Origin of the sequence: Fortiea contorta PCC 7126 (assembly GCF_000332295.1) — a bacterium.
Classification (GTDB): Bacteria; Cyanobacteriota; Cyanobacteriia; order Cyanobacteriales; family Nostocaceae; genus Fortiea; species Fortiea contorta.
This window is the reverse complement of sequence record NZ_KB235930.1, coordinates 4,231,950-4,257,042: the sequence shown is the minus strand read 5'-3', so window position 1 is coordinate 4,257,042 and position 25,093 is coordinate 4,231,950. Positions and strand designations below refer to the sequence as shown.

The 25,093-nt window shown below is 40.0% G+C and carries 24 protein-coding genes and 2 pseudogenes; 13 read left to right on the top strand and 13 right to left on the bottom strand.

Annotated elements, in window-relative coordinates:
- Positions 1 to 160: 160 nt before the first annotated feature.
- The 5 genes from dnaB (at position 161) to MIC7126_RS0119720 (ending at position 5,608) form a co-directional block, all read left to right on the top strand.
- On the top strand, positions 161 to 1,528 hold the full coding sequence (gene dnaB / locus MIC7126_RS0119740) for a replicative DNA helicase (protein WP_017654892.1): 1,368 nt from the start codon (positions 161 to 163) through the stop codon (positions 1,526 to 1,528).
- Complete coding sequence (locus tag MIC7126_RS0119735; protein WP_017654891.1) at positions 1,503 to 2,306, top strand: hypothetical protein; 804 nt, start codon at positions 1,503 to 1,505, stop codon at positions 2,304 to 2,306. The genes dnaB and MIC7126_RS0119735 overlap by 26 nt, the downstream gene beginning before the upstream one ends.
- Before the next feature lie 68 nt (positions 2,307 to 2,374).
- Entirely contained in the window at positions 2,375 to 2,686 is a 312-nt protein-coding gene (locus MIC7126_RS31365) for a hypothetical protein (RefSeq protein ID WP_017654890.1), read from the top strand.
- A gap of 163 nt (positions 2,687 to 2,849) precedes the next feature.
- Positions 2,850 to 4,694, top strand: coding sequence for a Mu transposase C-terminal domain-containing protein (locus MIC7126_RS0119725; protein WP_017653851.1), 1,845 nt, complete (start codon positions 2,850 to 2,852; stop codon positions 4,692 to 4,694).
- Between the two features lie 5 nt (positions 4,695 to 4,699).
- Positions 4,700 to 5,608 (top strand): ATP-binding protein, encoded by a 909-nt coding sequence (locus tag MIC7126_RS0119720; protein WP_017653104.1) that lies wholly within the window; start codon positions 4,700 to 4,702, stop codon positions 5,606 to 5,608.
- Between the two features lie 115 nt (positions 5,609 to 5,723).
- Here the strand turns inward: MIC7126_RS0119720 and MIC7126_RS0119715 are convergent, their stop codons facing one another.
- Together MIC7126_RS0119715 and MIC7126_RS31360 are read right to left on the bottom strand one after the other, a co-directional pair.
- Positions 5,724 to 6,278, bottom strand: a complete 555-nt coding sequence (locus tag MIC7126_RS0119715) for a hypothetical protein (protein ID WP_017653103.1) — start codon at positions 6,276 to 6,278, stop codon at positions 5,724 to 5,726.
- A 311-nt stretch (positions 6,279 to 6,589) separates the two neighbouring features.
- Positions 6,590 to 6,754, bottom strand: coding sequence for a hypothetical protein (locus tag MIC7126_RS31360; RefSeq protein WP_154655933.1), 165 nt, complete (start codon positions 6,752 to 6,754; stop codon positions 6,590 to 6,592).
- 578 nt (positions 6,755 to 7,332) lie between these two features.
- Between MIC7126_RS31360 and MIC7126_RS29580 the strand changes: the two genes are divergently transcribed.
- Both MIC7126_RS29580 and MIC7126_RS0119710 read left to right on the top strand, forming a co-directional pair.
- Positions 7,333 to 7,545, top strand: a complete 213-nt coding sequence (locus tag MIC7126_RS29580) for a histidine kinase (protein WP_081603052.1) — start codon at positions 7,333 to 7,335, stop codon at positions 7,543 to 7,545.
- A gap of 469 nt (positions 7,546 to 8,014) precedes the next feature.
- The gene (locus MIC7126_RS0119710) at positions 8,015 to 9,061 is read left to right on the top strand and encodes a tyrosine-type recombinase/integrase (protein WP_154655932.1); all 1,047 of its coding nucleotides are present in this window, start codon (positions 8,015 to 8,017) and stop codon (positions 9,059 to 9,061) included.
- Positions 9,062 to 10,166: 1,105 nt separating this feature from the next.
- Here the strand turns inward: MIC7126_RS0119710 and MIC7126_RS27950 are convergent.
- Positions 10,167 to 10,646, bottom strand: a complete 480-nt coding sequence (locus MIC7126_RS27950) for a hypothetical protein (RefSeq protein WP_017654888.1) — start codon at positions 10,644 to 10,646, stop codon at positions 10,167 to 10,169.
- 19 nt (positions 10,647 to 10,665) lie between these two features.
- Between MIC7126_RS27950 and MIC7126_RS27945 the strand changes: the two are divergent.
- Positions 10,666 to 11,806 (top strand): annotated as a pseudogene (locus MIC7126_RS27945) (IS4 family transposase).
- 136 nt (positions 11,807 to 11,942) lie between these two features.
- Here MIC7126_RS27945 and MIC7126_RS27940 read toward each other — a convergent pair.
- From MIC7126_RS27940 to MIC7126_RS30630, 4 genes and pseudogenes are all read right to left on the bottom strand, one after another.
- A pseudogene (locus MIC7126_RS27940) lies at positions 11,943 to 13,084 on the bottom strand (IS4 family transposase).
- A gap of 47 nt (positions 13,085 to 13,131) precedes the next feature.
- Positions 13,132 to 13,581, bottom strand: a complete 450-nt coding sequence (locus tag MIC7126_RS27935; protein ID WP_017654887.1) for a hypothetical protein — start codon at positions 13,579 to 13,581, stop codon at positions 13,132 to 13,134.
- A gap of 6 nt (positions 13,582 to 13,587) precedes the next feature.
- Positions 13,588 to 13,998: a hypothetical protein gene (locus MIC7126_RS0119685; protein WP_017654886.1), complete on the bottom strand. Its 411-nt coding sequence runs from the start codon at positions 13,996 to 13,998 to the stop codon at positions 13,588 to 13,590.
- Between the two features lie 327 nt (positions 13,999 to 14,325).
- A complete protein-coding gene (locus tag MIC7126_RS30630) occupies positions 14,326 to 14,463 on the bottom strand; it encodes a hypothetical protein (protein WP_154655931.1) in 138 nt (45 codons plus the stop codon).
- Positions 14,464 to 14,769: 306 nt separating this feature from the next.
- Between MIC7126_RS30630 and MIC7126_RS0119675 the strand changes: the two genes are divergently transcribed.
- The 3 genes from MIC7126_RS0119675 (at position 14,770) to MIC7126_RS28675 (ending at position 17,000) form a co-directional block, all read left to right on the top strand.
- Positions 14,770 to 15,345: a siphovirus Gp157 family protein gene (locus tag MIC7126_RS0119675; protein WP_017654884.1), complete on the top strand. Its 576-nt coding sequence runs from the start codon at positions 14,770 to 14,772 to the stop codon at positions 15,343 to 15,345.
- Positions 15,346 to 15,420: 75 nt separating this feature from the next.
- Positions 15,421 to 16,326, top strand: a complete 906-nt coding sequence (locus tag MIC7126_RS0119670) for a glycosyltransferase family 2 protein (protein ID WP_017654883.1) — start codon at positions 15,421 to 15,423, stop codon at positions 16,324 to 16,326.
- Between the two features lie 197 nt (positions 16,327 to 16,523).
- The gene (locus MIC7126_RS28675) at positions 16,524 to 17,000 is read left to right on the top strand and encodes a hypothetical protein (protein ID WP_017654882.1); all 477 of its coding nucleotides are present in this window, start codon (positions 16,524 to 16,526) and stop codon (positions 16,998 to 17,000) included.
- Positions 17,001 to 17,188: 188 nt separating this feature from the next.
- Here the strand turns inward: MIC7126_RS28675 and MIC7126_RS0119655 are convergent, their stop codons facing one another.
- Positions 17,189 to 17,761 (bottom strand): PDDEXK family nuclease, encoded by a 573-nt coding sequence (locus MIC7126_RS0119655; protein WP_026100390.1) that lies wholly within the window; start codon positions 17,759 to 17,761, stop codon positions 17,189 to 17,191.
- Between the two features lie 180 nt (positions 17,762 to 17,941).
- On the opposite strand from MIC7126_RS0119655, the gene MIC7126_RS0119650 reads away from it, so the two are divergent.
- Both MIC7126_RS0119650 and MIC7126_RS0119645 read left to right on the top strand, forming a co-directional pair.
- The gene (locus MIC7126_RS0119650) at positions 17,942 to 19,597 is read left to right on the top strand and encodes an ATP-binding protein (protein WP_017654879.1); all 1,656 of its coding nucleotides are present in this window, start codon (positions 17,942 to 17,944) and stop codon (positions 19,595 to 19,597) included.
- A 117-nt stretch (positions 19,598 to 19,714) separates the two neighbouring features.
- Positions 19,715 to 20,134, top strand: coding sequence for a DUF192 domain-containing protein (locus MIC7126_RS0119645; protein WP_238553658.1), 420 nt, complete (start codon positions 19,715 to 19,717; stop codon positions 20,132 to 20,134).
- Between the two features lie 6 nt (positions 20,135 to 20,140).
- Here MIC7126_RS0119645 and MIC7126_RS0119640 read toward each other — a convergent pair whose 3' ends face one another.
- From MIC7126_RS0119640 to MIC7126_RS0119620, 5 genes are all read right to left on the bottom strand, one after another.
- Positions 20,141 to 23,353: a helicase-related protein gene (locus MIC7126_RS0119640; protein ID WP_017654877.1), complete on the bottom strand. Its 3,213-nt coding sequence runs from the start codon at positions 23,351 to 23,353 to the stop codon at positions 20,141 to 20,143.
- Between the two features lie 35 nt (positions 23,354 to 23,388).
- Positions 23,389 to 23,679, bottom strand: coding sequence for a type II toxin-antitoxin system RelE/ParE family toxin (locus MIC7126_RS0119635; RefSeq protein ID WP_017654876.1), 291 nt, complete (start codon positions 23,677 to 23,679; stop codon positions 23,389 to 23,391).
- A gap of 5 nt (positions 23,680 to 23,684) precedes the next feature.
- Complete coding sequence (locus tag MIC7126_RS0119630; protein ID WP_017654875.1) at positions 23,685 to 24,014, bottom strand: hypothetical protein; 330 nt, start codon at positions 24,012 to 24,014, stop codon at positions 23,685 to 23,687.
- A gap of 138 nt (positions 24,015 to 24,152) precedes the next feature.
- Positions 24,153 to 24,392: a hypothetical protein gene (locus MIC7126_RS0119625; RefSeq protein ID WP_017654874.1), complete on the bottom strand. Its 240-nt coding sequence runs from the start codon at positions 24,390 to 24,392 to the stop codon at positions 24,153 to 24,155.
- A 101-nt stretch (positions 24,393 to 24,493) separates the two neighbouring features.
- A complete protein-coding gene (locus tag MIC7126_RS0119620; RefSeq protein ID WP_017654873.1) occupies positions 24,494 to 25,003 on the bottom strand; it encodes a hypothetical protein in 510 nt (169 codons plus the stop codon).
- Between the last annotated feature and the right edge of the window lie 90 nt (positions 25,004 to 25,093).

The following is a 25,093-nucleotide window of genomic DNA, read 5'->3' as shown; positions in this document are numbered from 1 at the left end:
AGAGTGGCTCAACGAATCAGAGATTACGGCGAGTCCCACGTAAGCAACCCACGGCTAAAAGCCTGTGGGCTTTAGCCCAGTTCAAAATGAGTGGGTTTAGTTGATAAATTGCCTACTTTCAAAAGCTTTGCCCTCCTCAATCTAAAATTTCAAGTTGCTTATGGCTGAACAACTAAGTTTTCAAGGCAGCGATCGCCTACCACCCCAAAACATCGAAGTGGAAGAGGCGATTTTGGGTGGGATAATGCTTGATCCAGAAGCGATGGGTAGGGTGAGCGATCAGCTGATTCCAGAAGCCTTTTACATTAGCTCCCACAAAGATATCTATCAAGCAGCTCTTAGGCTCTACAGTCAAAGTAAACCTACTGACTTGCTGGCGGTCACAAGCTGGCTTGCTGACCACGATTTGCTTGCCCGTATTGGTGGTAGAAATAAATTAGCAACGCTCATAGACCGCACCGTGTCAGCTGTCAACATCGATGCCTTAGCTGAGTTGGTGATGGATAAGTATATGCGGCGGCAGTTGATCAAGGCTGGCAATGAAATTGTGCATCTGGGCTACGAGACAGAAACTGAGCTACCAGTTATCCTTGACCGCTCAGAACAAAAAATCTTTCAACTTTCTCACCAAAGCTTAGGCTCAAACACTGAACACAACAGCACGATTAACATTGCTGCTTATGAAGAATTAGAGTCTAAAAGTCCCATTTATCCTACGGGACTTTCTGAACTCGATAAGTTAATGGTGGGATTTGAAGGTGGCACTCTCACCATTGTTGGCGGCAGACCATCAATGGGAAAGTCTTTCATTGCTAGTTTTCTAGCTTTGCAGATGATACTACTTCACAAGTTACCCGTCATCTTCTTTTCACTAGAGATGACTAAAAAGCAATTGGAGTATCGGTTGTGGAGTTTAATAAGTGTCACCAATGCCTACAAGCATTTTGAGTTGCTGCCTTTAAAATGCGATCGCATCCGCAGACACCGCGCCGGCTCTGAACCCCTAGCTGACTGGGAGTTTGATAGCGTTGCCAAAATTATTGGTATTGCTTCTGAACTGCCTCTGTACATAAATGATAGCCGAGGCATTACCGTTTCTGGAATTGCTTCTGAATGCCGTCAAGTTAAAGCTAAAGAAGGAAAGCTAGGGTTAGTTGTAGTCGATTACCTGCAAATGATGGCAGAGGACTCTGGTGGTAACCGCAGTTATGAACTCGGAGATGTGGCCAGGGGAATTTACAAAATGGCTGGGGATTTAGATGTTCCAGTGCTGGCACTTTCTCAAATCTCCAGGGGAGTAGAGAGTAGACAGAATAAGCGTCCGATGATGAGTGACCTCAGCCAGTCAGGAATTCTAGAGATGGTTGCCGATAATATCATCCTTGCTTACCGGGACGATTACTACAACCCGAATACAGAAGACCAAGGAATTCTAGAACTCATCATGGCTAAATCTCGCCACGGTAGTACAGGCGCAGCAACAGTGTTTTTTGACAAGTCATATGGAATTATCCAGAATTTGCAGTGATGAAATATCTGAGTTTTCAAACTCCTGTCGAAACCACCCGCCTGCGGTATCGGAATTTTTACTGGGGGGTATTGATAATAGCCCTAGTAAAAATTCTGAGCAAGTAGAAATATCCCCCAGTAAAGATAGCCCTAGTAAAAATTCTGAACAAATAGAGATATCCCCCAGTAAAGATAGCCCTAGTAAAAAGCGCAGAAATTGGGGTGAGGGTAACGGTAGCATTCATTGGCGCACCATTACTAGGGGTGGAAAGGACTACCCCCAGGCTTATTATCATTGGCAAGAAAAAGGAAGGAAGAAAACCAAATACATTCCCAAGAATTTACTGGGGGTTATTCAAGAAGCAGAGTTCAAGAAGCGCCCAATTAAAGAAATTTTGGGATTACTGGGTGTTGTAACTAGCCCTAGTAAAAACAAATTACTGGGGGATATCGAAAACAGCCCTAGTAAAGATGTCGAGCAGTCAGAGATATCCCCCAGTAAAAACAGCCTTAGTAAAGATGTTGAGCAGTCAGAGATATCCCCTTGTAAAAACAGCCCTAGTAAAACTAGGCGGGATAAAGGATTGGGTAGTGGCTCCATTGAGTGGAAAACCATCACTCTTCACGGTAAAGATTATCCCCAGGCTTGGTATCACTATGAGTTTTGGAAAGATGGCGATCGCCTTGTTAAAAAGTGCAAGTACATTCCAAAACGACTATTAGAGAGAATAGAGAAGCTAGAAGCAGATAAAGCCCCAGTTAGAGAAATTTTGTCAGTATTGCGTGTAAAATTTTAGAAAAACCATTACCTCAGAAAAGCCGCGATCGCTAATGAAAGGGAACTCTTAACTCTTAAAACAAGGACATGATTTACCAATCTGCGGAATGTGGGATTCAAGGTAAGTTTACACTCAAAAATGATGACTATCGTGAAGTCCGTTCTTTGCGACTAACAGATGATACTTGGAAGCAGTTAGGTATTGTTTCTGAGTGTTCGGGATTAACCAGAGCAGATTATTTGGAGGAAATAATTAAAAAGCAGTTTTATCCATGTAATACACGGCAAAACCAAGGTGATATTCAATTTTTCACATTGGCAGAATTAGAACCTCAACTGTCCATTAAAGAATTATTTGTCATTTTTCAAGAATTAGTGTCAAGTGGTGTAAGAGGCTAAAAACCTTATAAATAAAGGGGTTGGTGCTTTTTGCCGCTTTTATATATCTTGAAGACTTTTAAATAATTAAATGCCTTTTCTTGAAAAAGTGGCTCGACTAAGCTTAAATAATTAAATGCCTTTTCGGGCGCAAGTAGCACGTTTGTAATACTTAAAAGCATCAATGCTAGAAAAGAAAGCTAGACAAGATGAACAAAACAATCTGTTTGAGGTGGCACCCATAGGGACGGAGTTGACGGTGTCCACTCAACAAGACCGCAAAATCTTGATTGAGCAAATTGAGGATGCCCAAACGAAAACAGAGATTCTTTTAAAAATGGATGCAATAGAGGATATCCGTACTGCTTCTGGTGATAGCAAACAAGAACGTATCAAACAGTGGGCGCAAAAGTTAGGGAAGCATCCACGAACCATTACCCGCATGTTGTCTAAAGCTGACAAAGAAGGATTAGCAGCAATAGCCAAAGCCACACGCTCAGATGCTGGGAAACGCAGAGGGAAAAAGCAATGGCATCAGAGCGTGGAGTATTGGATAGATTTTATCGAAAAAACCTATAAAGATGGCAATAAAAATAGCCGTCGCATGAATCGCAACCAAGTTTATAACCAGGTTCAGGGACATGCCGAATTAGAATTAGGGTTGAAAGAGGGTGAATACCCAAGCCATGTTTTTGTTTATCAAGTGCTAGCTCCCTTAGTTGAAAAGAAAAAAGTCCGGCATCCAGGGCAAGGTTCTCGGATTGTAATTAAGACAACAGCAGGAGAGTTAGTAGTTGAGCGTAGTAATCAAGTCTGGCAAATAGACCATACTCGTTTAGACAGTTTATTAGTAAATGAAAATTTGGAACTAGCTGGTAGTCTCTACATTACTGTTGTCATCGATAGCTATTCCGGGTGTGCAATGGGGTTCTATCTAGGCTTTGAGGCAGCAGGATCTCATGAAGTAGCGCTAGCTCTGCGTCATGCTATGAGGCCCAAGCAGTATCCGCCTGATTACCAAATACAACATGAGTGGATGCTTGCGGGTTTGCCTGAGTATATTGTCACAGACCGAGCTAAGGAATTTAAATCTGGGCATTTGCGACAAATTGCAATGGATTTGAACATTCAACTACGGTTACGTGCTTATCCGCAGCAAGGAGGTTTAATTGAAAGCCTGTTTGACAAGGCAAATAAGGAAGTTTTGTCAATGCTACCAGGCTATAAAGGCTCCAATGTCCAAAAAAGACCATCAGATGCCGAAAAGTATGCCTGCATCACCTACGAAGAATTTGAAAGAATATTAACTCGATATTTTGTTGACCACTACAATCAACATCTCTATCCAAGAGTCAAGAATCAGACACGAATTCAACGGTGGTGGGCAGGGTTAATTGGCAAACAACCTCAGCTGCTAGAAGAACGTGCGTTAGATATATGCTTAATGAAGACAGTACCGCGCTGTGTGCAAGCGTATGGCTGTGTACAGTTTGAGTGTTTAATCTATAGTGCTACTTGGCTACAAAAATTTGAGGGACAACAAGTCACTCTCAGATACAATCCCAGCAATATTGTTACTCTCCTAGTTTATAGCGTGGAGAAGAACAATCAAGCATCTGTTTTTCTAGGTACGGTAAAAGCCAGAGATTTAGATGAAGAACGACTGTCGTTGAAAGAGTGGAAGGCAACAAAGCAAAAAATTCGCTCTGGTGGTAAAGCTATTGACCAGTCATCAATATTATCAGAGCGACTAGCTTTAAATGAGTTTGCTCAAGAGAAAATCAAGACACTTAAACAACGACGAGCTTCAGAACAAAAACGGATTAACCGCAAATTAAATCAAAGCAAAGTTATTGAATTATTTCCTGAAGAAAAGGAGACTGCTGTTGTTTTAGAAAGGGAAACAGATGCTCCTGAACTATCTGAACAATCAGCTTTCAACTTGGTCAGTGAACCCAAACAACAATGCGTTAAACCGATTCCAACCATTGCTTATGACTGGAACCAAATTATGGAAGAGAATTGGTAGTCTTTATGGCGCAATCATCACTAAATTATCAACAATTGTTAGAAGAGCAAGAGCCGGAAACTGACCTGGGGGCGCTATCAAAACATTCGCCAGAAATAGAATCTTTAATTGAGCGTCTGAGAAAAAGTGATACCTATTACCTTTTCATCCGAGACCGACAACTTTTCAACTGGTTAGATTTGCAACGTGACTCTAGAGCTAATGGTTATGTTGTTGCAGTTAGTTGTGCAGATTTGAGAAAAGCTTGTCAATTTTATCGCCTGAGATATGTGCGGAAACGAGGAAGTTTACATACAATTCCCATGCCTGTTGTTTATGCACAAGTTCAACAGCCTGGTTCTCCAACAGATTTATTTCTAGCAATTTTGTCAGAACTGAGTAATCCTTTTACGGGAGTATGTCAATTAAAACTTTTAAGAAATCGTACTTGGATGACACTCAGTTACTACAACGTTAGTGTGCTAATCGTTGGGAATGCACATTACCTCAGCTATCAATCTTTTAACGAGCTTGTTGAAATTGCTCGCCACTTAAAAATTTCCGTAATTCCTGTAGGTTCGCTTTATCTACACGAAATTCTCACTCGTCAAAGTAAGAAATACACGGATGTAGCCAATACATTCTTAGATTGGCATGAATTTAGCTCATTCCAGAAGCAAGAAATAGCCGAAGTCGTATCAAGTTGGGAGTCTCAAGTTCTAGGCGAATGGAAACAACCATTAAATCTCGCAAGTGATAGTGCCGTCGTAAACATTCTTTATGAAAGGTCAGGGGGACAGGCTGAAACTCTATATGAAATGCTACGAAAGATTGCCATCTTTTCCCTAGAAAAGCCTGACTTAGCTCTCAATGTTTCATCTTTGAAATCCATTTTGTTGACTCGTAGTAAACCTACTAGCAGAATGTCCATTTAGCTGAATAATCCCACATATAAGAATTGTTAATAGAGCATCTTACTAGTTAAAAATTACCATTCGTCTCTAGCGCGTGCATCAGTAACCCCACTTTCATAAAGGTAAGTAAGTCTTTTCAGTTTTCTCTTTCAATCCCCGTTATTTTTAATATAGCTGCATCTAAAATATCAACATCACTTTGGGGATAAGTGAAAGACTCAATATTACGAAATAGCTTTTTCTTAGGTAAAGTTCCATGCCTTTGTTTAAAAGCGTCATTGGCATACAATTCGATATGTATGAGTTGATTGTCAGTTATTTCTATTCCTAAATATTTAGCTCGTTCTTTGACTAACCAATACTCTTGATTTTGAGGATTTATTTGGTGTTCTTTACCTGTTTGCTGTAACTCAGCTATATATTTATCTAGGTAAGAGGGCAAACGTTGTTCTAGATACTTATCTACCTGTTGTTTAATCAGCTGTTCCCAATCTATTTTTCCTTGAGCTGTTATCTTCTCTAAACTCATAGCTAGTTCGTCTAAGGAATTATCTACGTAGTGGGAGATAAAATCAATTAGTACGGCAGTGGCTGTTGTACTGTTATCTCGACACTGGCGGGTGAACTTTTCCCAAAGTTCTACATCGCAGTTGAATGAAGCTAGTCGTTTATTACGTCCAGTGTTGCTCATATTTATCTCTTGTCTAGGTACTGTTATAGGCACTGTCACCAGGCTCTAACACTGTTTCTATCTTTACAGGTATTACCTATAATTTACCTATATAGCAGTTCTCAAGTCACACAGCCAATTGCGCTCTTGATGATGTGGATCATGAAACCGTTCTTCTAGCACTTGCTCTTTCTTGACTGTCGCTGTTGTCAGTGCAAGTGACACTAATTCTTTAAAACTGAATCACAGGTGATTGAGCATTTCTCTATTTGCACTGGACTCAAAACATCAAGTAACTGGACACTAATTCTTTAAAACTGACAAATAATTCTTTAATGGACATCGTCTAAGGAATTATCTACGTAGTGGGAGATAAAATCAATTAGTACGGCAGTGGCTGTTGTACTGTTATCTCGACACTGGCGGGTGAACTTTTCCCAAAGTTCTACATCGCAGTTGAATGAAGCTAGTCGTTTATTACGTCCAGTGTTGCTCATATTTATCTCTTGTCTAGGTACTGTTATAGGCACTGTCACCAGGCTCTAACACTGTTTCTATCTTTACAGGTATTACCTATAATTTACCTATATAGCAGTTCTCAAGTCACACAGCCAATTGCGCTCTTGATGATGTGGATCATGAAACCGTTCTTCTAGCACTTGCTCTTTCTTGACTGTCGCTGTTGTCAGTGCAAGTGACACTAATTCTTTAAAACTGAATCACAGGTGATTGAGCATTTCTCTATTTGCACTGGACTCAAAACATCAAGTAACTGGACACTAATTCTTTAAAACTGACAAATAATTCTTTAATGGACACCAGTTTATTGATAATCGCCCTTACATTGTCGCTCTGAATAATGCGGAATACAAAACAATTGATGGGCGTGCAATTATCAACTTAGCGGTGAAGATTGATTTTTTAAATAGATTTAGGGAATAGGGAATGGGGAATGGGGAATTGGATTATTAGAAAATTTTGTTTAATTTTCTTGATTACCAACCCTGCTGTACTTGCATAGGTCTTCTCCACCCAGAAGTATATATGATTAGCTGGAAGTTACGGAGAGACTACCTTGATAGAAGAACTTTACACGCCGGAACAACTGACTCAAATACATGACTCGTTGTGGGAATGCGCCTTGCAATTCGCTAACCTTTCGGTAACACAAGAACGCAACCGCATTGCACGAGATTTGCATGATTCCTTGGGGTCTTCCCTGACTGCACTTAACATTCAACTCCAAACGGCGATGAAACTGTGGCAACCCGATCCCAATCAAGCATAACAGTTTCTCAACGAAGCACATCGGTTAGTGGCGATCGCCACTCAAGAAGTCCGCCAATCTTTGAAAGATTTAAGAAAATTAAACTGGGCTAAAACATTTGTTCCTATAGAATTTTTGAGCAGGCGATGCCAAAGGCCAGCCGAAGAAGCGTCTACGCGTCATCCACAAGCGATCTCACTTCTGGGGTTATAGCCGAGTAATAATGATAATCAAACCGGGAGGAGGGAGACGAGCGTCGCTCGTCTCCCATCTCCTACACGATAATCATTTATTTCCAAATTCTTTCAGGACGGGAAATAGTCAAGCGTTGGGTAACAAGCAAATAGCACCAATACCACAGCAGTATATTTAGCCACATTGTGATGGTGAACGTCTAATGGCAGATTTATCGCAGCAAAGTGAGTTAGGCAGGGCAAATCAGGAGAGAATAGGTTTGATATCGAAAAGAACCATTTTCGCGCTCATTGCTATGTCTGATACTCCCGATTCCCCCAGACGGGCATCCCCAAAAACCAGCGATGAAACTCCTATTGAAAGGGCGGTAGAGTCATTAGAAAAATCTCTTAATGCCCCAATTGAGCAGTATTTTGCGGCAACTCCTGACGAACGGGATGTCATTGCTTTGATGCTTGCTAATATTCGCGCCCCCAGCACCCGACACGAATACCAGAAAGATTTGCGGAAGTTTTTTGTGGCGATGACTGGTGTTGAGCCGAATTCTGACAGCGTGTTGGAGTTTTTGCACCTGAGTGAGAAACGGGCGGTGGCGGTGGTGTTGAAATATAAGGCCAAGCTACTAGCACAGGGGTTGAAGGAAGCAACGGTCAATCGTCGCTTGAGCAGCATTAAATCGTTGGTGAAGTTTGCTCGCCAGCTAGGTGTGTGCAGCTACACGCTCGAAGATGTAGAGTTGGAAAAGGTAAAAGCGTATCGAGATACCTCTGGGGTGGATGCCCAAACCATCAACAGTGCAATTGGGCTAATTGAGCGCTCAACTGTTCATGGTCAAAGAGATTATGCGCTGTTGCGGCTGTTGTGGGAAAATTTATTGCGTCGCGATGAGGTCAGCAAACTAGACGTGAAAGACTTTGACCCCTATGAGTGCAGATTACGGATTTTGGGGAAAGGAAAAGGCACGAATGATGAATGGGTAAAATTATCAATGGCAACGGTGAATGCCATCTGTGATTGGTTGCAAGTCCGGGGTAATATCACCGCTTCATCACCCTTATTTATCGCCCTGGATAACCGTAGCAAAGGGCATCGTCTTACTGGGGACGGCATCCGCAAAATTGTTGTCAATTATTTTGATGCAGCTGGTGTAAAAAAGTTAATGTCACCCCACCGCATCCGCCATAGCGGCATTACAACTCTTTTGGAAGCAACCCAAGGGGATGTGCGTAGGACGCAAAAAGTCAGCCGTCATGCCAAGCTGGATGTATTAATTCAGTATGACGATAACCGTAAAAAAGGTCAGTCAGAGATGACAAATTTATTGGCAGATATGATTGACTAGGTGGATGCCGAGGCCAGGAAGTCACCCCCTGATTTGGCTACAAAAGCGATAACATTCAACAATGGCTGGCATACTCAGATAACTGGACGAGTGCGATTGCATGAAGCAGCACTCTCCCAATAAAAAACTCCACGCCACTTGCTCTAGGGGAGTTTTTGGGCATTGGGAATCGGGCATGGGGAAGAAGCTACCAATGCCCTATGCCCTATGCCTTTGAAGAAGGGGCGACTATCCCTCTCCACCCACTTTTGGGATGGAATTTTCTGTGATTTGAACGATAATTTGACCAAAGGGACGGGACATACTTCACTCTGCACGCTTGACAACATATAGTTCAAAGCTATAAATGGAGTTCAAAAAACTCAAAACTTAATTACAGCAAGGAACATGGTCTTATAGTTCATTTGTACCGTGCCGCGATGAGAGAGAAATAAAAATTCAGATTTCAGGCGATCGCTTTATCACTCAATTTTTGGCTAAACATATTTTTGAACTTTTCCGTCGCTTTCAATGAATTGCAATTGTCCTCGGACGCTCATCATGATAATATCAAGGTAAATCATGATGTATAATGCGCTGACTCGGTCGCGGACAGTCCCAGTTTACCTAGATATTACCTAGATATGAGCAATACAGGGAGAACAAAGAAGCTGGCATCTTTCAACTGTGACCAAAAGATGTGGGAGCAGTTTATCGCTCGTGTTCCCATTTCATTTTGGTTCTCGATTTGGGAACCATTGGTTCCCATGAGATTATCAACCACCAATGAACCAGCTATCAAGTAGTTCACATGGCGGTGAGTAAAGCCAAAACGGGAACGGCAGTAATCTTCAAATGTTGAGTGAGTAGAACGGTACAAACGTCTATCTCGTAGTTCTTTCAATGCTTTAGCAGCTGCGTAAAATGCTCTCTCAACTTGCCTTTCTAAAAATATGCGATCGCGCCACTCGTCTGTGGTAAGTTCGGAGGTAACAACTATTTCAACTGGTACAGTGTGGTTGGTTGAACAGTCGCTGTTGGGGGATAGCGAGTTCCTATCAGGATTCTAACACTGTCGCTTAGGCAACAAGTTGAATAGTTCGTAATTAGCGATTCATGACTTTGATTAATATGTATTGGTAACTATCTGAGTTTCTGAAGGATGCTTGTAATGAGGTTGATTAATCGGGGGACATAAATAGTCAAAAGAATTGTCAGTATGTTCTAATTGCATATTTCGGGGTGCATTTAGAGCAATGACAACATCTCCAATCTTTTCACACCGCTTGCAGTTACAAGCTGCTGCGCAAGAAGTCAATATTTCTTTTAGGTTCTTGGCAATATTGATAAATCCTCTAGTATTTGAGTTTTTGGGTAGTTGGTCAGCTTGTTCGACTAGTTGCTCAATTTCTGAACGGTACTGCACTAATAGAAACTGGTCAATTTGACATTTGCTCCGACAAGTTTCTACATCTCCAAATTCATCAGCAAACTGCTTTAATCCTTCTACCGGATTTTCTGGAGGGGAGACGAAACAGCCTAAAAAGCTTGGTGTATAAGATGGGTAGCGTTTTGTGATAGAAAAAGGTAGGTCTAGTTTTGTCAATAAGACCTACTTAATGATAATGTTAGCTATATTGTACCAAAAGCACTTAAAAAGTCAATTGAGTTTAGCAGAATATCTGTTGCTAAAAATTTTGATACATCTGTTGCAGTCAATCAAAGAAGTAACTTTAGAAAAATTAGCGAATGCGCTACCTTTGGGAATTAAATTTGAAAGCAGAAGAAAAAGAATACAAAGATTTTTATCATTACCAAATCTCACAATTGAAAAAGTTTGGTTGCCAATTATTCAAGAACTAATAGCAAACTACTTCCAGAATGAAAAAATTATTTATATAGCAATTGATAGGACTAATTGGAGTCGGATAAACTTATTAATGGTCAGCGTGATTTGGGATAAAAGAGCCATACCAATATATTTTAGTTTGCTGCCCAAATTAGGTAGTAGTAATCTCACGGAACAGCAGAAAATATTATCGCCAGTTATAGCAATATTGAAAGATTATAAAATCTGTGTGTTGGGGGATAGAGAATTTTGCTCGGTAAAACTAGCAAAGTACCTTCAGAGCAAGGATGTATATTTTTGTTTGCGATTGAAAAAGAATGAATTTGTAGAAATTAAACAAGATATGTTTATGGAGTTAAGCAGTTTAGGATTAACTCCTGGAGTATCTTTTTATCAAGGGAGTTAAGGTAACAAAGACTCAGGGTTTTATCAGTTTTAATGTGGCTGGTAAGTGGCAACGTAAAATTAACGGAGTAGCACCCAAAGAAGCATGGTTTATTTTAACAAATTTTGACACCCTAGAGTCAGCAATTGCTGCTTACAAAAAGCGATTTGATATTGAAGAAATGTTTAGAGATTTCAAAACAGGTGGCTATAACTTAGAAAACACTAATGTTCAAGGTGAACGTTTTATTTCTCTAGTTTTGTTGATAGCGATCGCTTACACCTCTGCAACAATTAATGGTCAACTTATTAAACGCAAAGGAATCCAAAAATATATAGCTCGGATTAAAGAAAGGAGTCGTTCTCAACGGAGACACAGTAGTTTTTATATCGGCTTATATGGTCAAACATGGGTACATTTCAAGGATAGCTGTATTGATTTAGTCACACAATTAATGAGAATTAATCGTAATAAGTGGAAGCATTATCAACAAGGTTTAAGAGCCATGAAGCTTATTGAATCTATATTGTAGCTTATTTCGTCTCCCCTTCAGCCGGATTTTTCAAATCAAGGGGAAGCGGGATAATGGCGCGGGCGCAGGCGGTAGAATCAGTATTCGTGTTGTTAAACTTTTTTCTGAGTAGAAGCTGAAGGGGAGACGAAATAAGCTACAATATAGATTCAATAAGCTTCATGGCTCTTAAACCTTGTTGATAATGCTTCCACTTATTACGATTAATTCTCATTAATTGTGTGACTAAATCAATACAGCTATCCTTGAAATGTACCCATGTTTGACCATATAAGCCGATATAAAAACTACTGTGTCTCCGTTGAGAACGACTCCTTTCTTTAATCCGAGCTATATATTTTTGGATTCCTTTGCGTTTAATAAGTTGACCATTAATTGTTGCAGAGGTGTAAGCGATCGCTATCAGCAAAACTAGAGAAATAAAACGTTCACCTTGAACATTAGTGTTTTCTAAGTTATAGCCACCTGTTTTGAAATCTCTAAACATTTCTTCAATATCAAATCGCTTTTTGTAAGCAGCAATTGCTGACTCTAGGTGTCAAAATTTGTTAAAATAAACCATGCTTCTTTGGGTGCTACTCCGTTAATTTTACGTTGCCACTTACCAGCCACATTAAAACTGATAAAACCCTGAGTCTTTGTTACCTTAACTCCCTTGATAAAAAAAGATACTCCAGGAGTTAATCCTAAACTGCTTAACTCCATAAACATATCTTGTTTAATTTCTACAAATTCATTCTTTTTCAATCGCAAACAAAAATATACATCCTTGCTCTGAAGGTACTTTGCTAGTTTTACCGAGCAAAATTCTCTATCCCCCAACACACAGATTTTATAATCTTTCAATATTGCTATAACTGGCGATAATATTTTCTGCTGTTCCGTGAGATTACTACTACCTAATTTGGGCAGCAAACTAAAATATATTGGTATGGCTCTTTTATCCCAAATCACGCTGACCATTAATAAGTTTATCCGACTCCAATTAGTCCTATCAATTGCTATATAAATAATTTTTTCATTCTGGAAGTAGTTTGCTATTAGTTCTTGAATAATTGGCAACCAAACTTTTTCAATTGTGAGATTTGGTAATGATAAAAATCTTTGTATTCTTTTTCTTCTGCTTTCAAATTTAATTCCCAAAGGTAGCGCATTCGCTAATTTTTCTAAAGTTACTTCTTTGATTGACTGCAACAGATGTATCAAAATTTTTAGCAACAGATATTCTGCTAAACTCAATTGACTTTTTAAGTGCTTTTGGTACAATATAGCTAACATTATCATTAAGTAGGTCTTATTGACAAAACTAGACCTACCTTTTTCTATCACAAAACGCTACCCATCTTATACACCAAGCTTTTTAGGCTGTTTCGTCTCCCCTCCAGGAGTAGAAGTTCAAAACGTTTGATATAAATTGCTAAAACAGAAAGGGCTTTTTCTTTATCTTCGGAACTGTTAAAGTTGAGTTGATGCGTGCTAAAAAGTTGGGGGATAAGCTGTAAAATAGCTTTGAGTTCGCTAGTCTTAAATCGATTGCTCCACAAAGCGATCGCATCTCCAATATTGTTGATAGTCTCTAGGCGCAGTACAAAGTAGAAGGAAATGAGATTCATCAAATAACTGCGCTTCATCTCCATCTGAATATAGTTTGAGATATAAAGCGGTTGGTCGGTAAATTGAGACTCTAAATACTGTTTATAAGCTTGCGTACCTAGTAGCAGAGAACGTGTAACTGAGGTGTCTAAAAAATGTTGAGGAGTAGATTTATCCTCCATTATGTGTTATTCCTCGTCTGAATTTGTATCTAGACTATTGTCAATGCTTACCCCAAAAGGTAGGGTATCAAAGCCTAAGTTTAAGAGAGTTAAAATAGAGTCCTCAACTGACGAATTATTGATTGTTTCTTGATTCACTAGGGATGTAAGTAAGTCATAAACTCCCTTGTACTGACTGGCTTTGTAGTCAATCCATCGGTTTTGAAAGAAGAGTGCATCATGGAGCGCCATTACCACTTCTGTATAGGGGTCGAAAGGTAATTTATCACGCATGAAGCGCATAGTACGCAGTAGGTTGTCTGCATAGACCGCTGCTACTGGTTCTCCAGAGTAAGAGGAGAGTTTTTGCAAATCTACTAAGAGAGTTTTGGTGATTTCTACTCCTGAAACTTCTTTGACATTCTGTTCAACATTCATTGTTTTTCTAAGACTTTAACTTGAGGTGAGCCGGAGTTAATTGACACTTGATGGAGTCGATTTTTGAGATGAAGCCGCACTTGGGGTAATAAACCTGAGTTCGGGATAAGCTGAAACCCTCATTACGCCGTTGCTTGATTTTGGGATCTGTCAACGGAAAAAGAGCCGTTCCAGCCCAAGGTTGAATACACCTCCTTAATCCGAACTGACGTTAATAAATTATCGCTGACCGTTATTGTACTTCTAATTATTTTTAGTACGCGTGAAATCATCCTATTTCTCAAGATACTTTATCACCGCTGTCAGCTCTGCCATAGCCCGATTAAATCAATTTAACATTGCTGCGGCTACTTCTGGGTCAATTCCTGAGCGGGTGCGTTGCGAACTTTCGCAAGCGAAAGTTGTTTGTAGCCAACTGCGTCCCACCACCAACATGAAGTTATGGTGGGGGTATCCTGCCAACATTTCAGATGAAGAACCTAAAAAATGCGCTACGCGCCTATTGAGGAGAGAATAAATAAAATACAAAATATATGAAGAAAATCTCCTCCAATCCAAGCACATCACCCACAATAAATCCACAAATTAAAAACACAAACAATAATCTAATAGCTCATACTGAACAGCAGAATTATACCGGAAACTCAGAATTGGAACTACTTGCTCAAGAAGCCTTCGAGCGTTCCTACTATTACCACTTAGCCTGAGAGTACCTACTGAATAAATACTTGCCCACAATTGGGCAGTTAACGGTTATTTATACATAAAAATATGACAATAAAAATTGAACAAAATATCAACTCACTAACTCTCCAAAAACTCTCTCAAGAAGCAGCTCGACTTTGGGAACAGCTAGAAGAAGTGGGAGAGGAGCAAGGTTCTGTGGAGCATCTTTTAGAGCAACTTTTTCAAGTGCAGGGTGCAACAGAGCGCAAAATCGATGCGATCGCCTACGTTGCTGATCAACTTAAAGTAGATATTGAGATATGGCGAAGTCGTTTGGAAGCAATTACTCAGTTGCACACCGCAGTCATTACTCGCAAACAAAAGCAGCTAGAATCTCTCAAATTCTACTTGGTATATCTTTACCAACAGGGTATTTTGAATGACCGCAATCCTGGATTAGAGAGGGAAATTACCTTCTTTGATAATCCTCCTAAAGTTGTCCTGAAAGTCAATCCAGAAGAGCCAGAATTTCCACAAGAATTTCTTGAGGTACGTGTGGAGTATCGCCCTCTTACCAAACGAATTATAGAAGCATACAAACAGGGTCAGGATGTGAGTGAAATTGCTGATATAGAAGTTGGGAAGCACGTCAGATTCAAACATTCTTCTAAGAAGAAATAAGCTCGCTATTTGGCAGCAAATTCAAGCCGCGATCCATTCAACAATAACGCAATCAACTGATAGAGATATAGAGCTTTGAAACTATCAATCATCACTGCAACCTACAATAGACCCACACAGCTAGCATCTACTGCACTGCCAAGCATTCAAAGTCAAACTGACCGCAATTTCGAGTGGATCGTCATCAATGATGGCGCTAATTCTGATACCAGAGATATCATCACCAGCATTAAGGCAAGAGCTGATTTCCCCATCAGTTACATTGAAATGGAACACCCTGAACCGAGCAGTGGCTTTGGCTTGTGCTACGCTCGGAACCTGGGACTAGATGCAGCTGGTGGTGACATTGTTTCATACCTGGACGATGACAATAGCATAGCTCCTGAATTTGTTGCCTCAATGCGGCAGTACTTTGAACAACATCCCAATATCCGATACAGCATAGCAAGACAGCAGCGCCGCCGCGATGTCATCCGTAATGGTAGTGTTGTTCGCCAAGGTCAGCCGTTTGTTTCGCCTAGCAATTGCTGCTCCCTACAGCAGCTTTTATGGCAACAAGAGATATTCGACAGCAATGGTTTTGTCCACTACCGGAGCAATGCTGCTAGATGGAACCCCCGGTTTCAAGTGTTCGCGGACTACGAGTATTTGCTGCAATCTGCTTGCATCTGGGGTGAAAGTGACTTTGGTCTTAATAACAGCATTCTTGTTAACTATATCCAGTCTTCTATTGGGATTATTGGTAGTTCCAACTATGAGCAATGGGCAACTGAGCTATCACTGATTGTCAGTAATCAAGCTAACTATTCCATCCTTCAGAGCAATGCTATTGAACGCTTAGAGCAGCTTGTAGACACTTATAGTAATAAAGCACAAATTTCATTAACGCCAAAAGCATTTGCACTTCTTGGAGTCAACAGCGTTGAACTTCCGCCTGTGGTTCCCCCTGATTTGGTCGAGAAAGACAATGACGATTTTTAATTCACATCAGGCGGAAGTTCAAAAATCAAATAGGACTGCTATACCATCTTAGGTTCCTGCTACAACAAACTTATCCTTTAAATTACAAATTTGAAGCTAGCTATTATATTGATATAACAACAAGCTAAAGCTTATAAATACTTGATGCTTGCAATCGCTACAAACAAGCCAGTTATAAAGAAATAGGAGTTTTTGAGATGAACACACAAGGAATTTTGACTGCTGCATTCCATGTAGTAACTATCTGCTTTATCTTGCTTATTGCTTACTGCGAAATCACTAAGGTTATGTCTTCAAAGAAAGCATTGCAAGTATCAGAATCACGTCAGTTGCAACTAGATTTCAGGAGTAGCACCGCATTTGTAGAGGAGCATTCAGCAGTATCTCCCAACAAGACTACATACGAAGAGATTGACCCTGAACCAATATTGCTACGACCAGCAACTGAGAATAAGCATATTGATTTAGCTGAATTTAGAAATTTGCTAAAGCCAATAAAGCCAAGCTTACCACAACTGAATTTTCATAAAATGACTTCAGAGCAGTTACGGAAAGAATGTAGTCAAATGAGAATTAAATGGAAAGATGCAGTGACGGATATTAAAACAGGTAAAAAGCGGCATTTGCGTAAGGATGAGATGGTAGCAGCACTGCAACAAAAGCTGAGTGCGTAGATACAGTAGTTTTCAATTGAATCGAATACACCCTTTGAAAATTAAATTATTGTAGGGGCGCACATCTGTACGCCCCTACTGTGGTCTATTCAACTGCAAATGGCTGTAAATCTCCTGGTAAATCTCCTGGCGTTCAACAACACTAGGAGAACCCAAAAAACTGCGATTCAAATATCGAGTTTTGATGATCATGTCACAGACAAATACCTTTGACGATACTTATTTTTCTTTAAAGAGGTAGCGTGTCGTCTTGACCACTGCTTCATGGGAGTTACAGGAAGAACATCCGCAAACTGCTTGTTAATGTCAGTATTGTTGGTAACTTTAGCCAACACATTGGCAATAAACCGACAGCACCTCCCAGGCTGATTTACTACTTGCTCCTCCGCAAATCGAATCACCACCCACCCAGCTTCTACAAAACATTTGTTGCGATAATCATCATCACCTATACAGTGCGTAGGCTCACCTGTGGCGAATGAATGGCTCTCGTCCACCTCTATATCTATGTGTAATCCAGTATTCGGTTCTACAATTAAAAAATCAGCGGTGTAAGGACGCTCGTGACCATTTGGCAGCATCTCCTGCTGCGATCGCACTATTACACCAAAATAATGCACTAGCACTTCTCCAAACTGCTCTTCAGATGCACCCACAGGAGCAGTACCGCTTCCATTTGGTTTGATGTTAGGAGAGAAGTCCTTGGGGGTAGAGAAATCAGGGATGAAGAGGATGGGATAGATGGGAGTTGACTTAGCCATGCTGCGGTTGAAGAACAACATCTCCATCCTAAAAACACCCATTCTCAAACCAAAACTATAAACTAGTCTATTTTTTTCACGAAAACTCATCTATCAAAGGATATATATTTTTGCACAGTTTGATAGTAGATATTCAATCAAAAATCCAATTAAAATTTTGTGAAAAATCATAGATAAAAAATGCTATCAGATATCTTTAATCAGCTTATTAAACTAATTGAGCAGGGAGAAACTGTTATTTGTTGTGAATCCCCCTTTCAAGAAAGATATAGGATTTTGCGATATATTTCCCAATGTTGTGCCTCTATCAAAACTCCATGTTTGCTTTGGAATTTGGGTCAGGAAACCATTAAACAAATTGATGACTCTGATAGTGAACAGATAAATATCAGAGATTTTGATGAATACATCCCACCACTAGTAAAAGACTCAAAAGACTACTTCAGAATTTTGAAGTTTTGGGAAAATTATCAGGGAGAAGGAGTACTCATAATAGAAAACCTATACCCTTGGATTAGTGCCAATGTCCCTCAAGAAACTCAGTTTTTTCTGTTGTCTGAGTGGGTAAAATCCAATTTGCTCAATCTCTCCCTTACCAAATGTGCTGACTCTGGAATTAAGTGCGCTATTCTCTTGGGTTCACAGGCAGATATACACCCAGAAATGCTCTGCCAAATCCCCCTACTCACTCAAGACCTCCCTGATACTTCAGAAATTCTCATAGCTATCAATGAGGAGGCAGAAGGATTATTGCCACCAACATTTAATGAAAAAGACAAAATTACTATTGCCCGTAGTGGCATTGGACTATACATCTCAGATTTTCTCAAAGGGCTAAAATCAATTAGCTTCCATCATGATGATAGTTCAGAAGAAATAGCTAAAAATCTATTGCAATATAAAATAAATCTGCTCAACAAACTTTATGAAATTGAGTTTATTCCACCTCCTAAAGTTGCTTTGGGAGGATTGGAGTTGATGCAAGAGGCATTTAAAAAATTCAAAAGACTTTTTAGCCCCCTTGCCAAAGCATATAAGCTGAAAGTTCCTAAAGGCATAATGTTGGTGGGTCCTCCAGGTACAGGCAAATCACATTCTGCTAAAGTATGTTCACAAATCCTGGGTGTTCCCCTTATCTTAGTAGATTGGGGTAACTTTAGAAGCTATGGCAACGAAGCAGAAAGAAGACTGAAAAAACTGCTGAAATTAGCAGACAGTCTCAATGAAGTTGTAATTTATTTTGACGATTTTGATAAAGGATTTTCTGGAGATGACGATGTAGCCAGAAGGTTAGCAGGACAGTTACTCACCTGGATGCAGGAACGCACTAGTGATGTCATTGTGATTGCTAGTGTTAACCGTATGGAATGGTTGCCTCCAGAACTTACTAGGGCAGGAAGATTTGATTATATCTATAAAGTAGACCTGCCCAATTATGGAGAAAGACACACCATTTTCAAACTACATAGCGCTCGGTTTGATAACAGATTTGGTGGTGGCGATGACCCCTACAGTCAAGAAGAATGGCGACGACTTCTTAAAGAAACTAATCGTTGTGTAGGTGCGGAAATCCAAACCATTGTCGAGAGGGCGGCAGCCAGCACTTTCTGCCAAATGTTTCCAGAAGATATTCCCCTATTTACTAGTGAGTTACCACCGCTGGAAATTTCAGTTGCCACTCTTTTAGAAGAACGTCGGCAAATCAATCCATTAGCGATTAGGGAGGCAGACAGGGTGGAAAGTATGAGGAACAAGGCTGATATTCAAGGATTACCGTCTTCTCCCGCAGACTCTTCTCAATATGCAATTAGCAATGTAGATATATTTGGTGGATAAATGAGCTACTCTGTGAGAAAATTTCCAGCAAAAAACTTCGATAATTCCTTTCAATTTCTACTAAAGTGCCTGAATATAATTGGTCCGATTGCTGGTATTAGTTTAGCTATAGGGTCGATGATTTTAAGTATACTTGCTCTAGCGGCACGTTCTCCTCAACAGCCACCGATTACAGCGATCGCTTTAGTTGGAAGCAAACAGATTCAATTGGAAGTGGCGCAGACATCAAAGCATCTGGCATTGGGATTGAAGTATAGAAAAGAGCTATCTGAAAATCGGGGAATGCTGTTTGAAATTGGCAAAACGCAGAAAGTACAGTTTTGGATGAAAGATGTACAAATACCCCTCGATATCATCTTTGTGCAAAATGGAGTAGTCAAGACAGTTGTAAAAAGCGCGCCACCATGTTCTAAAGAACCTTGTCCTCTTTACCATTCGACTGAACCAGTCAACCGCGTTCTGGAACTGTCTGCTGGCTCTGCTGTTAAGTTTGGGATTAAACCTGGGACGAATGTTATCATCACGAAAAAAACATAAAATTTATCAATCAACTGCTTGCAGTAATTGTTCAAATAAGGGGTCGCCAAAATTCATTAATCGTAGGGAAGGCATTTCATCGAAAACATTAGAGTAAAAAGTAACCGTGTAATTCTGTCCTTGATAAGTCAGTTGCCAAATACCCTCACTTCTGCTCTCAAATTGCACGCCATTAGCTTTTAAAAGTGCGGAGGATGTGAATAATTGCTCAATAGTTTCTGGAGTAAAGGGAGCAGCAGAAATGGGTTTTTGAATTTCCGCTAGATCAGCGTCCAAATCCATTGCTACCATTTCCTCAATTGCTAGACGAGGTGGTGGGCCATCTAACACAGAATCGAATTCAGACATTAAAACATCTTCTTCTTCTGGATCTGCGCTCATAGCTGCTTGTTCAATAAACGTAGGAACTTGTGCCAGAATTGGCTGGAGATTGCCAACAACTGTGGCAAAAGCATTAATGCGATCGCGCAATTTTTTATAAACTTTCGCTTCTACTGTGCCATCATAATAAAAATTGTGGATTCGCACAGTAGAATACCTTTGTCCAATCCGGTCAATTCTGCCAATGCGCTGTTCTACCCGCATGGGATTCCAAGGCATATCATAGTTAATCAACACCCCGCAATTTTGTAAGTTTAAACCCTCGGAAGCAGATTCAGTACAAAGGAGAATTTTGATTTCATCTTGGCGGAATCGGCGTTTAATTTCTTCCTTGGGAACTAGACACCACTCCCCATTCTGGTACAGTTCCCCACCACGACCTGAATAACAAGCTACTTGGCTACCGTACAACTCCTTCAATGTATCCCGTAGATAGTCCATCGTGTCAGTGTACTGAGTGAAAACGATCGCACTTTCCCGTTCGGTTAATTCCTGGCGCAAAATTTGAATAAAGCGAGAAAGCTTAGTATCTTCCCCCGTGTTTTCAAATTGGCGTAGTAAATCTTCAAGATATTGAATTTCCTGGGGGTCTACTGGTTCAAAGAAAGATTCCAGCCCCGCAATTATGGCATCATCTTCATTATCCACATCCACCAAATCGTCATCACTTAAAACGCTTCCTTGTTGAGTTAACAGGTAATCCAAACGGCGTTGCAGAGATGATTTAATTGCATAAAATGAACTGGTCAAACGTTTGCGGTAAAGCGTCATCAAAAAACCCAAACAGGAACGCTTATCTTTTTGAGCTAGTCGATAAAAATGACGCACATAGTCACTGACAGCTACATAAAGCGGTACTTCTCGTTGTGGTTCCAAAGTAATGGCGTTGTCCTGCACAATTCTGGTGGGAATATCTCGCTCTAGCAGTCCCCGACGGTAGTATTGTCGTAAAGTGTCACGGGTGTGGCGGAACATCAAGTCTTTCAATGGCGTGTTCACTGTCAAGTATTGGCGAGATGTTTCAATAAAATCTTCATCAGCCAATAATTGTTTGTGATTGGAGATTTTCTTTCCCCGTTGCCAAGTATCCTGCATTTTGTAAGCAAGAATGCGATCGCTCTTTGTCAAAAACTGCTCTAATCTAGAGCAAGGTTGTCCGCCACGCTGAAAATAATCATTGGACATTACTTGCCAAAAATTGATTATTTCCTGCTTGACAGCACCTTGTAGGGAGGCGAAATAATCGCAGAAGTTATCGCCATAACTCCAATGTCCCTGCAATCCCAACAGGTTTAACAAATCGAAAACTTCTATGGCATCAATTTGCATGGGAGTTGCTGAGAGGAGAACAAGAGATTTGGTCTTCTCCTTTAGCTGTGCCATTAACTCTAACAGACGATTGGGCGTTTCTTTGCGGTCTTGAGGACTTTTACGCCTTGCGTGGTGCGCTTCGTCCAATACCACTAAATCCCAAGGTTGTGCTTCTAGTAGCTGGCGCATTCTCTCAGTTCTCCGCACCAAATGAGAAGAAGCCAGGATTAAATCTTGGGTATTCCAAGGGTTAGTGGCTGCGGGGATAGTGCGTTTGTAAGGGTCTTTAAATTCTGTAGAAGTGTAACTCCAAAAATGCAGATTGAATTTTTCTCGCAGTTCTTCTTGCCATTGGGGTTGAACGCTAGCAGGTGCTAAAACCAGTACCCGCCTCACTTTTTGGGATACCAACAGATAGCGCAGAATTAAACCAGTCTCAATTGTCTTACCTAAACCAACTTCGTCAGCAATGAGAAAACTTTGGGGAAAATTTTGAGCAACGCGGCGCAGGATTTTAATTTGGTGTGGCCAGGGGTGAATGGGAATTGATTTTAGACAAAAATCTAAACAGCCAGGATGTTCATGAATATTGGCAAGTTGAGTAAATGCTAATCGTTCTTGTTCACTGATGACTGATGACTGTTCACTGTTTATTTCAGTTTTCGTAGTGGGAGCATCTTGCTCCCTACTGGTATCCCTACTGGTAGTAGCGGGCAGGATGCCCGCACTACTCCAGGTTTCAAAATGGACAGGCTTTAATTCTTTTGTCAGAGGTTGAGTATCAAATTCTATTTGGGCATTCCAGTTAGGCTTCGTAGCAGGGGCGTAACGTAACAGCTTTTTCTGTACCGCTTCTGGAACATCAAAAACTCTCACATTAGGCGATACATCATACCAAAGTTGCTCAAATCTAGCTACTTCTTCTTCTACTCTATCTAGTTCCCTTCCTCCCTCCCAAGAACAATAAACATGAAATGATTCTACATTTCTCTCCCAACCCGCTATAGATTCGTTATTGGAACCATTAAATGCTAATTTATCGCCTTTACTATCAGTAAAGATGCCCACTTTTTCGTGAAATATATGCTGTGGATCTAATTGTTGTGTACTGTCTTCTGGTAGCCCATTTTCTTTTAGAGGAATAGCAATTTTAATATCGAGATATTGATTTTGAATTAACCAGCTAAGAATTTCAAAATGTTTAAGTTGGGCAAAGTTTTCTGGTGGTTTTAAATCTGCATCTAGCCGATATAGCAATGCGTCTCTGAGTTCATATCCCTGTTGAATTGCTTGTAAATCCTGTGGGCTAAACTGACAGCCCATAATTAACCGCATTCGCCCCTCGTTGTGTAACATTGCACCCAAACCACGAGCAACTTTACTCAAGATGGCGCTGCTAAAAAAACCTGCTTTCCGGTCATACTGGATAGCACACTCTAAAGCAGGAATGTAAAAATCAGCAATTGTGTTGTGGGTATTGCTGGAGTAACTAATTTTCCAAGGATATTCGCGTAAAATTTTTGGCATATTATGCGGTTGTTTATATCCTTGGAAAATTAATACTAACGAGGTCGATTTTCTCGCCCGTGATAGACACGTAAAATAACAACATCATCCTCAAGAATAACGTAGTGAATTATAAAACCGTATTTACCAAAAGAAACTAAAAGTTTTCGTAGTCCTGCTATTTCATCTACAATTGCACCTCGACGGGGGTTCTGCCGTAAACTCTCCCCTGAAGAGACAATTGCTTGTACTGCACGGGAAGCTGCATCAGGATTATTAAGTTTGATAAAATCATAATGACGATTTAAGTCATCAACTGCACTTTCTGTCCAAACTATCTCGGACATGGGCGTTATTCCTCAGTTCCCAAACTGTCTGCCCATTCGCGCACACGGCTATGCGCCACTCCTGAACCTGTGCGACGGTAAGCTTCGAGAGCAGATAGACTCTGCTGAACCATCTGGGCTTCAGTAAGAGGTTGAAAATTTAATGCTGTGTCTATTTCACCTACCTCAAATGATTCTTGTGTCGTTTGAGTAGCTTGATTTACAAGTAACTGCTCAAAATCTGCTAAGTCTCCAGATGAAGTAGTCAGCCATGTTAACAGGAGAGTTTTTACCTGTTCTCCAGGTAATGTTTCAAGATGTTCTAAAATTTGCTGTCTAAGATTGCTTGCTGTCATAAGCTTTTAATTTCCGTAATAGCTCTACTATTAAGTACAACATTTCTGATTTAACTCTTATCTAATTTTAGCTAAAACAACAGAATTTACCAAATTTAGTAGTTTTTGTTGTTGGCGTTTCACCAAAATTATTAATAATCAATAATTATGTTCTTCTATTGATTTAAATATTTCTGTTAATTCAGGTAGGTTCTTCCAAGCCCCAAATAATTGATTGAGTTTCGCTAGTCTTTCCGCTTCTGTTAAGGGTTGTTGTGGTTCTGTAATTTCAGTGGGAGTAATTTCTAACTCAACTATAATTTCTATACCGTCAGGAATATTGTTGATTTGTTCTAGTAATTCGATAGTTTGACCGCATTTTATTCCTTTAATCTTCATATTAGGTTTCCGTTGATAATCGCAAATTATATTAAATTTTGACGTTTCAAAAAGCTAAGTAGGTTGTGTTGGCTGTATTTGATAAATTTGGCATCTCTAACTTACCAATTACTCCAAAAACTTAATGAGTCATCTAAACAAATTCCTTCACCGTTGCTAGATGTAACTTTAATATATCTCATATCAAAAGTCGGATTTTCAAAAAACTCATATGTATATGTGCCTGAAAATACTTCTGCATCTGACCATTTGTACCAAGCGATAAGAGATTCATAAGGTTCTCCTTCAATTTTGAGGACAATATCTTTTGGTTCTCGCACATCATTTGGATAGCTTCCAGCTTTCATATAGACTAACTCAGTCGATTCGCGTCCTTCAAAAACACCCTCAAAGGTATAATTAAAATTAAATCGCATTGTCAGGTATACTTTCTGGTTATCAACTATTCTCAGGATAGTAGGAAGACTAGGACTACCATCAGCTCCTCCCATAAGTAATTCCTGTTGACTGGGTGAATATTCAAATCCTTTACGCCATTGAGATATTACGCTCAGACATTCTTTAGCAATTAAAAAAGCTATTTGATAATTTGTTTTTTGAAAATAAATCATCTTTCTTGAATTACTTAGTAGTTTATAGAGATTTTTGGTTGAGTGAAATATGTTAGTTGTATCTAATTTCCAATCCTCTTTCTAACAAGT

Bases quoted from the DNA above. Each gene is read 5' to 3' on its own strand.
- MIC7126_RS0119630 (WP_017654875.1), bottom strand. From the start codon at position 24,014: ATGACAGCAAGCAATCTTAGACAGCAAATTTTAGAACATCTTGAAACA.
- MIC7126_RS0119675 (WP_017654884.1), top strand. From the start codon at position 14,770: ATGACAATAAAAATTGAACAAAATATCAACTCACTAACTCTCCAAAAA.
- MIC7126_RS0119655 (WP_026100390.1), bottom strand. From the start codon at position 17,761: ATGGCTAAGTCAACTCCCATCTATCCCATCCTCTTCATCCCTGATTTC.
- MIC7126_RS0119715 (WP_017653103.1), bottom strand. From the start codon at position 6,278: ATGAGCAACACTGGACGTAATAAACGACTAGCTTCATTCAACTGCGAT.
- MIC7126_RS0119725 (WP_017653851.1), top strand. From the start codon at position 2,850: ATGCTAGAAAAGAAAGCTAGACAAGATGAACAAAACAATCTGTTTGAG.
- MIC7126_RS30630 (WP_154655931.1), bottom strand. From the start codon at position 14,463: ATGTTGGCAGGATACCCCCACCATAACTTCATGTTGGTGGTGGGACGC.
- MIC7126_RS31360 (WP_154655933.1), bottom strand. From the start codon at position 6,754: ATGAGCAACACTGGACGTAATAAACGACTAGCTTCATTCAACTGCGAT.
- dnaB (WP_017654892.1), top strand. From the start codon at position 161: ATGGCTGAACAACTAAGTTTTCAAGGCAGCGATCGCCTACCACCCCAA.
- MIC7126_RS0119650 (WP_017654879.1), top strand. From the start codon at position 17,942: ATGCTATCAGATATCTTTAATCAGCTTATTAAACTAATTGAGCAGGGA.
- MIC7126_RS0119735 (WP_017654891.1), top strand. From the start codon at position 1,503: ATGGAATTATCCAGAATTTGCAGTGATGAAATATCTGAGTTTTCAAAC.
- MIC7126_RS0119620 (WP_017654873.1), bottom strand. From the start codon at position 25,003: ATGATTTATTTTCAAAAAACAAATTATCAAATAGCTTTTTTAATTGCT.
- MIC7126_RS0119720 (WP_017653104.1), top strand. From the start codon at position 4,700: ATGGCGCAATCATCACTAAATTATCAACAATTGTTAGAAGAGCAAGAG.
- MIC7126_RS0119635 (WP_017654876.1), bottom strand. From the start codon at position 23,679: ATGTCCGAGATAGTTTGGACAGAAAGTGCAGTTGATGACTTAAATCGT.
- MIC7126_RS0119710 (WP_154655932.1), top strand. From the start codon at position 8,015: ATGTCTGATACTCCCGATTCCCCCAGACGGGCATCCCCAAAAACCAGC.
- MIC7126_RS31365 (WP_017654890.1), top strand. From the start codon at position 2,375: ATGATTTACCAATCTGCGGAATGTGGGATTCAAGGTAAGTTTACACTC.
- MIC7126_RS28675 (WP_017654882.1), top strand. From the start codon at position 16,524: ATGAACACACAAGGAATTTTGACTGCTGCATTCCATGTAGTAACTATC.
- MIC7126_RS0119685 (WP_017654886.1), bottom strand. From the start codon at position 13,998: ATGAATGTTGAACAGAATGTCAAAGAAGTTTCAGGAGTAGAAATCACC.
- MIC7126_RS0119625 (WP_017654874.1), bottom strand. From the start codon at position 24,392: ATGAAGATTAAAGGAATAAAATGCGGTCAAACTATCGAATTACTAGAA.
- MIC7126_RS0119645 (WP_238553658.1), top strand. From the start codon at position 19,715: ATGATTTTAAGTATACTTGCTCTAGCGGCACGTTCTCCTCAACAGCCA.
- MIC7126_RS27935 (WP_017654887.1), bottom strand. From the start codon at position 13,581: ATGGAGGATAAATCTACTCCTCAACATTTTTTAGACACCTCAGTTACA.
- MIC7126_RS0119640 (WP_017654877.1), bottom strand. From the start codon at position 23,353: ATGCCAAAAATTTTACGCGAATATCCTTGGAAAATTAGTTACTCCAGC.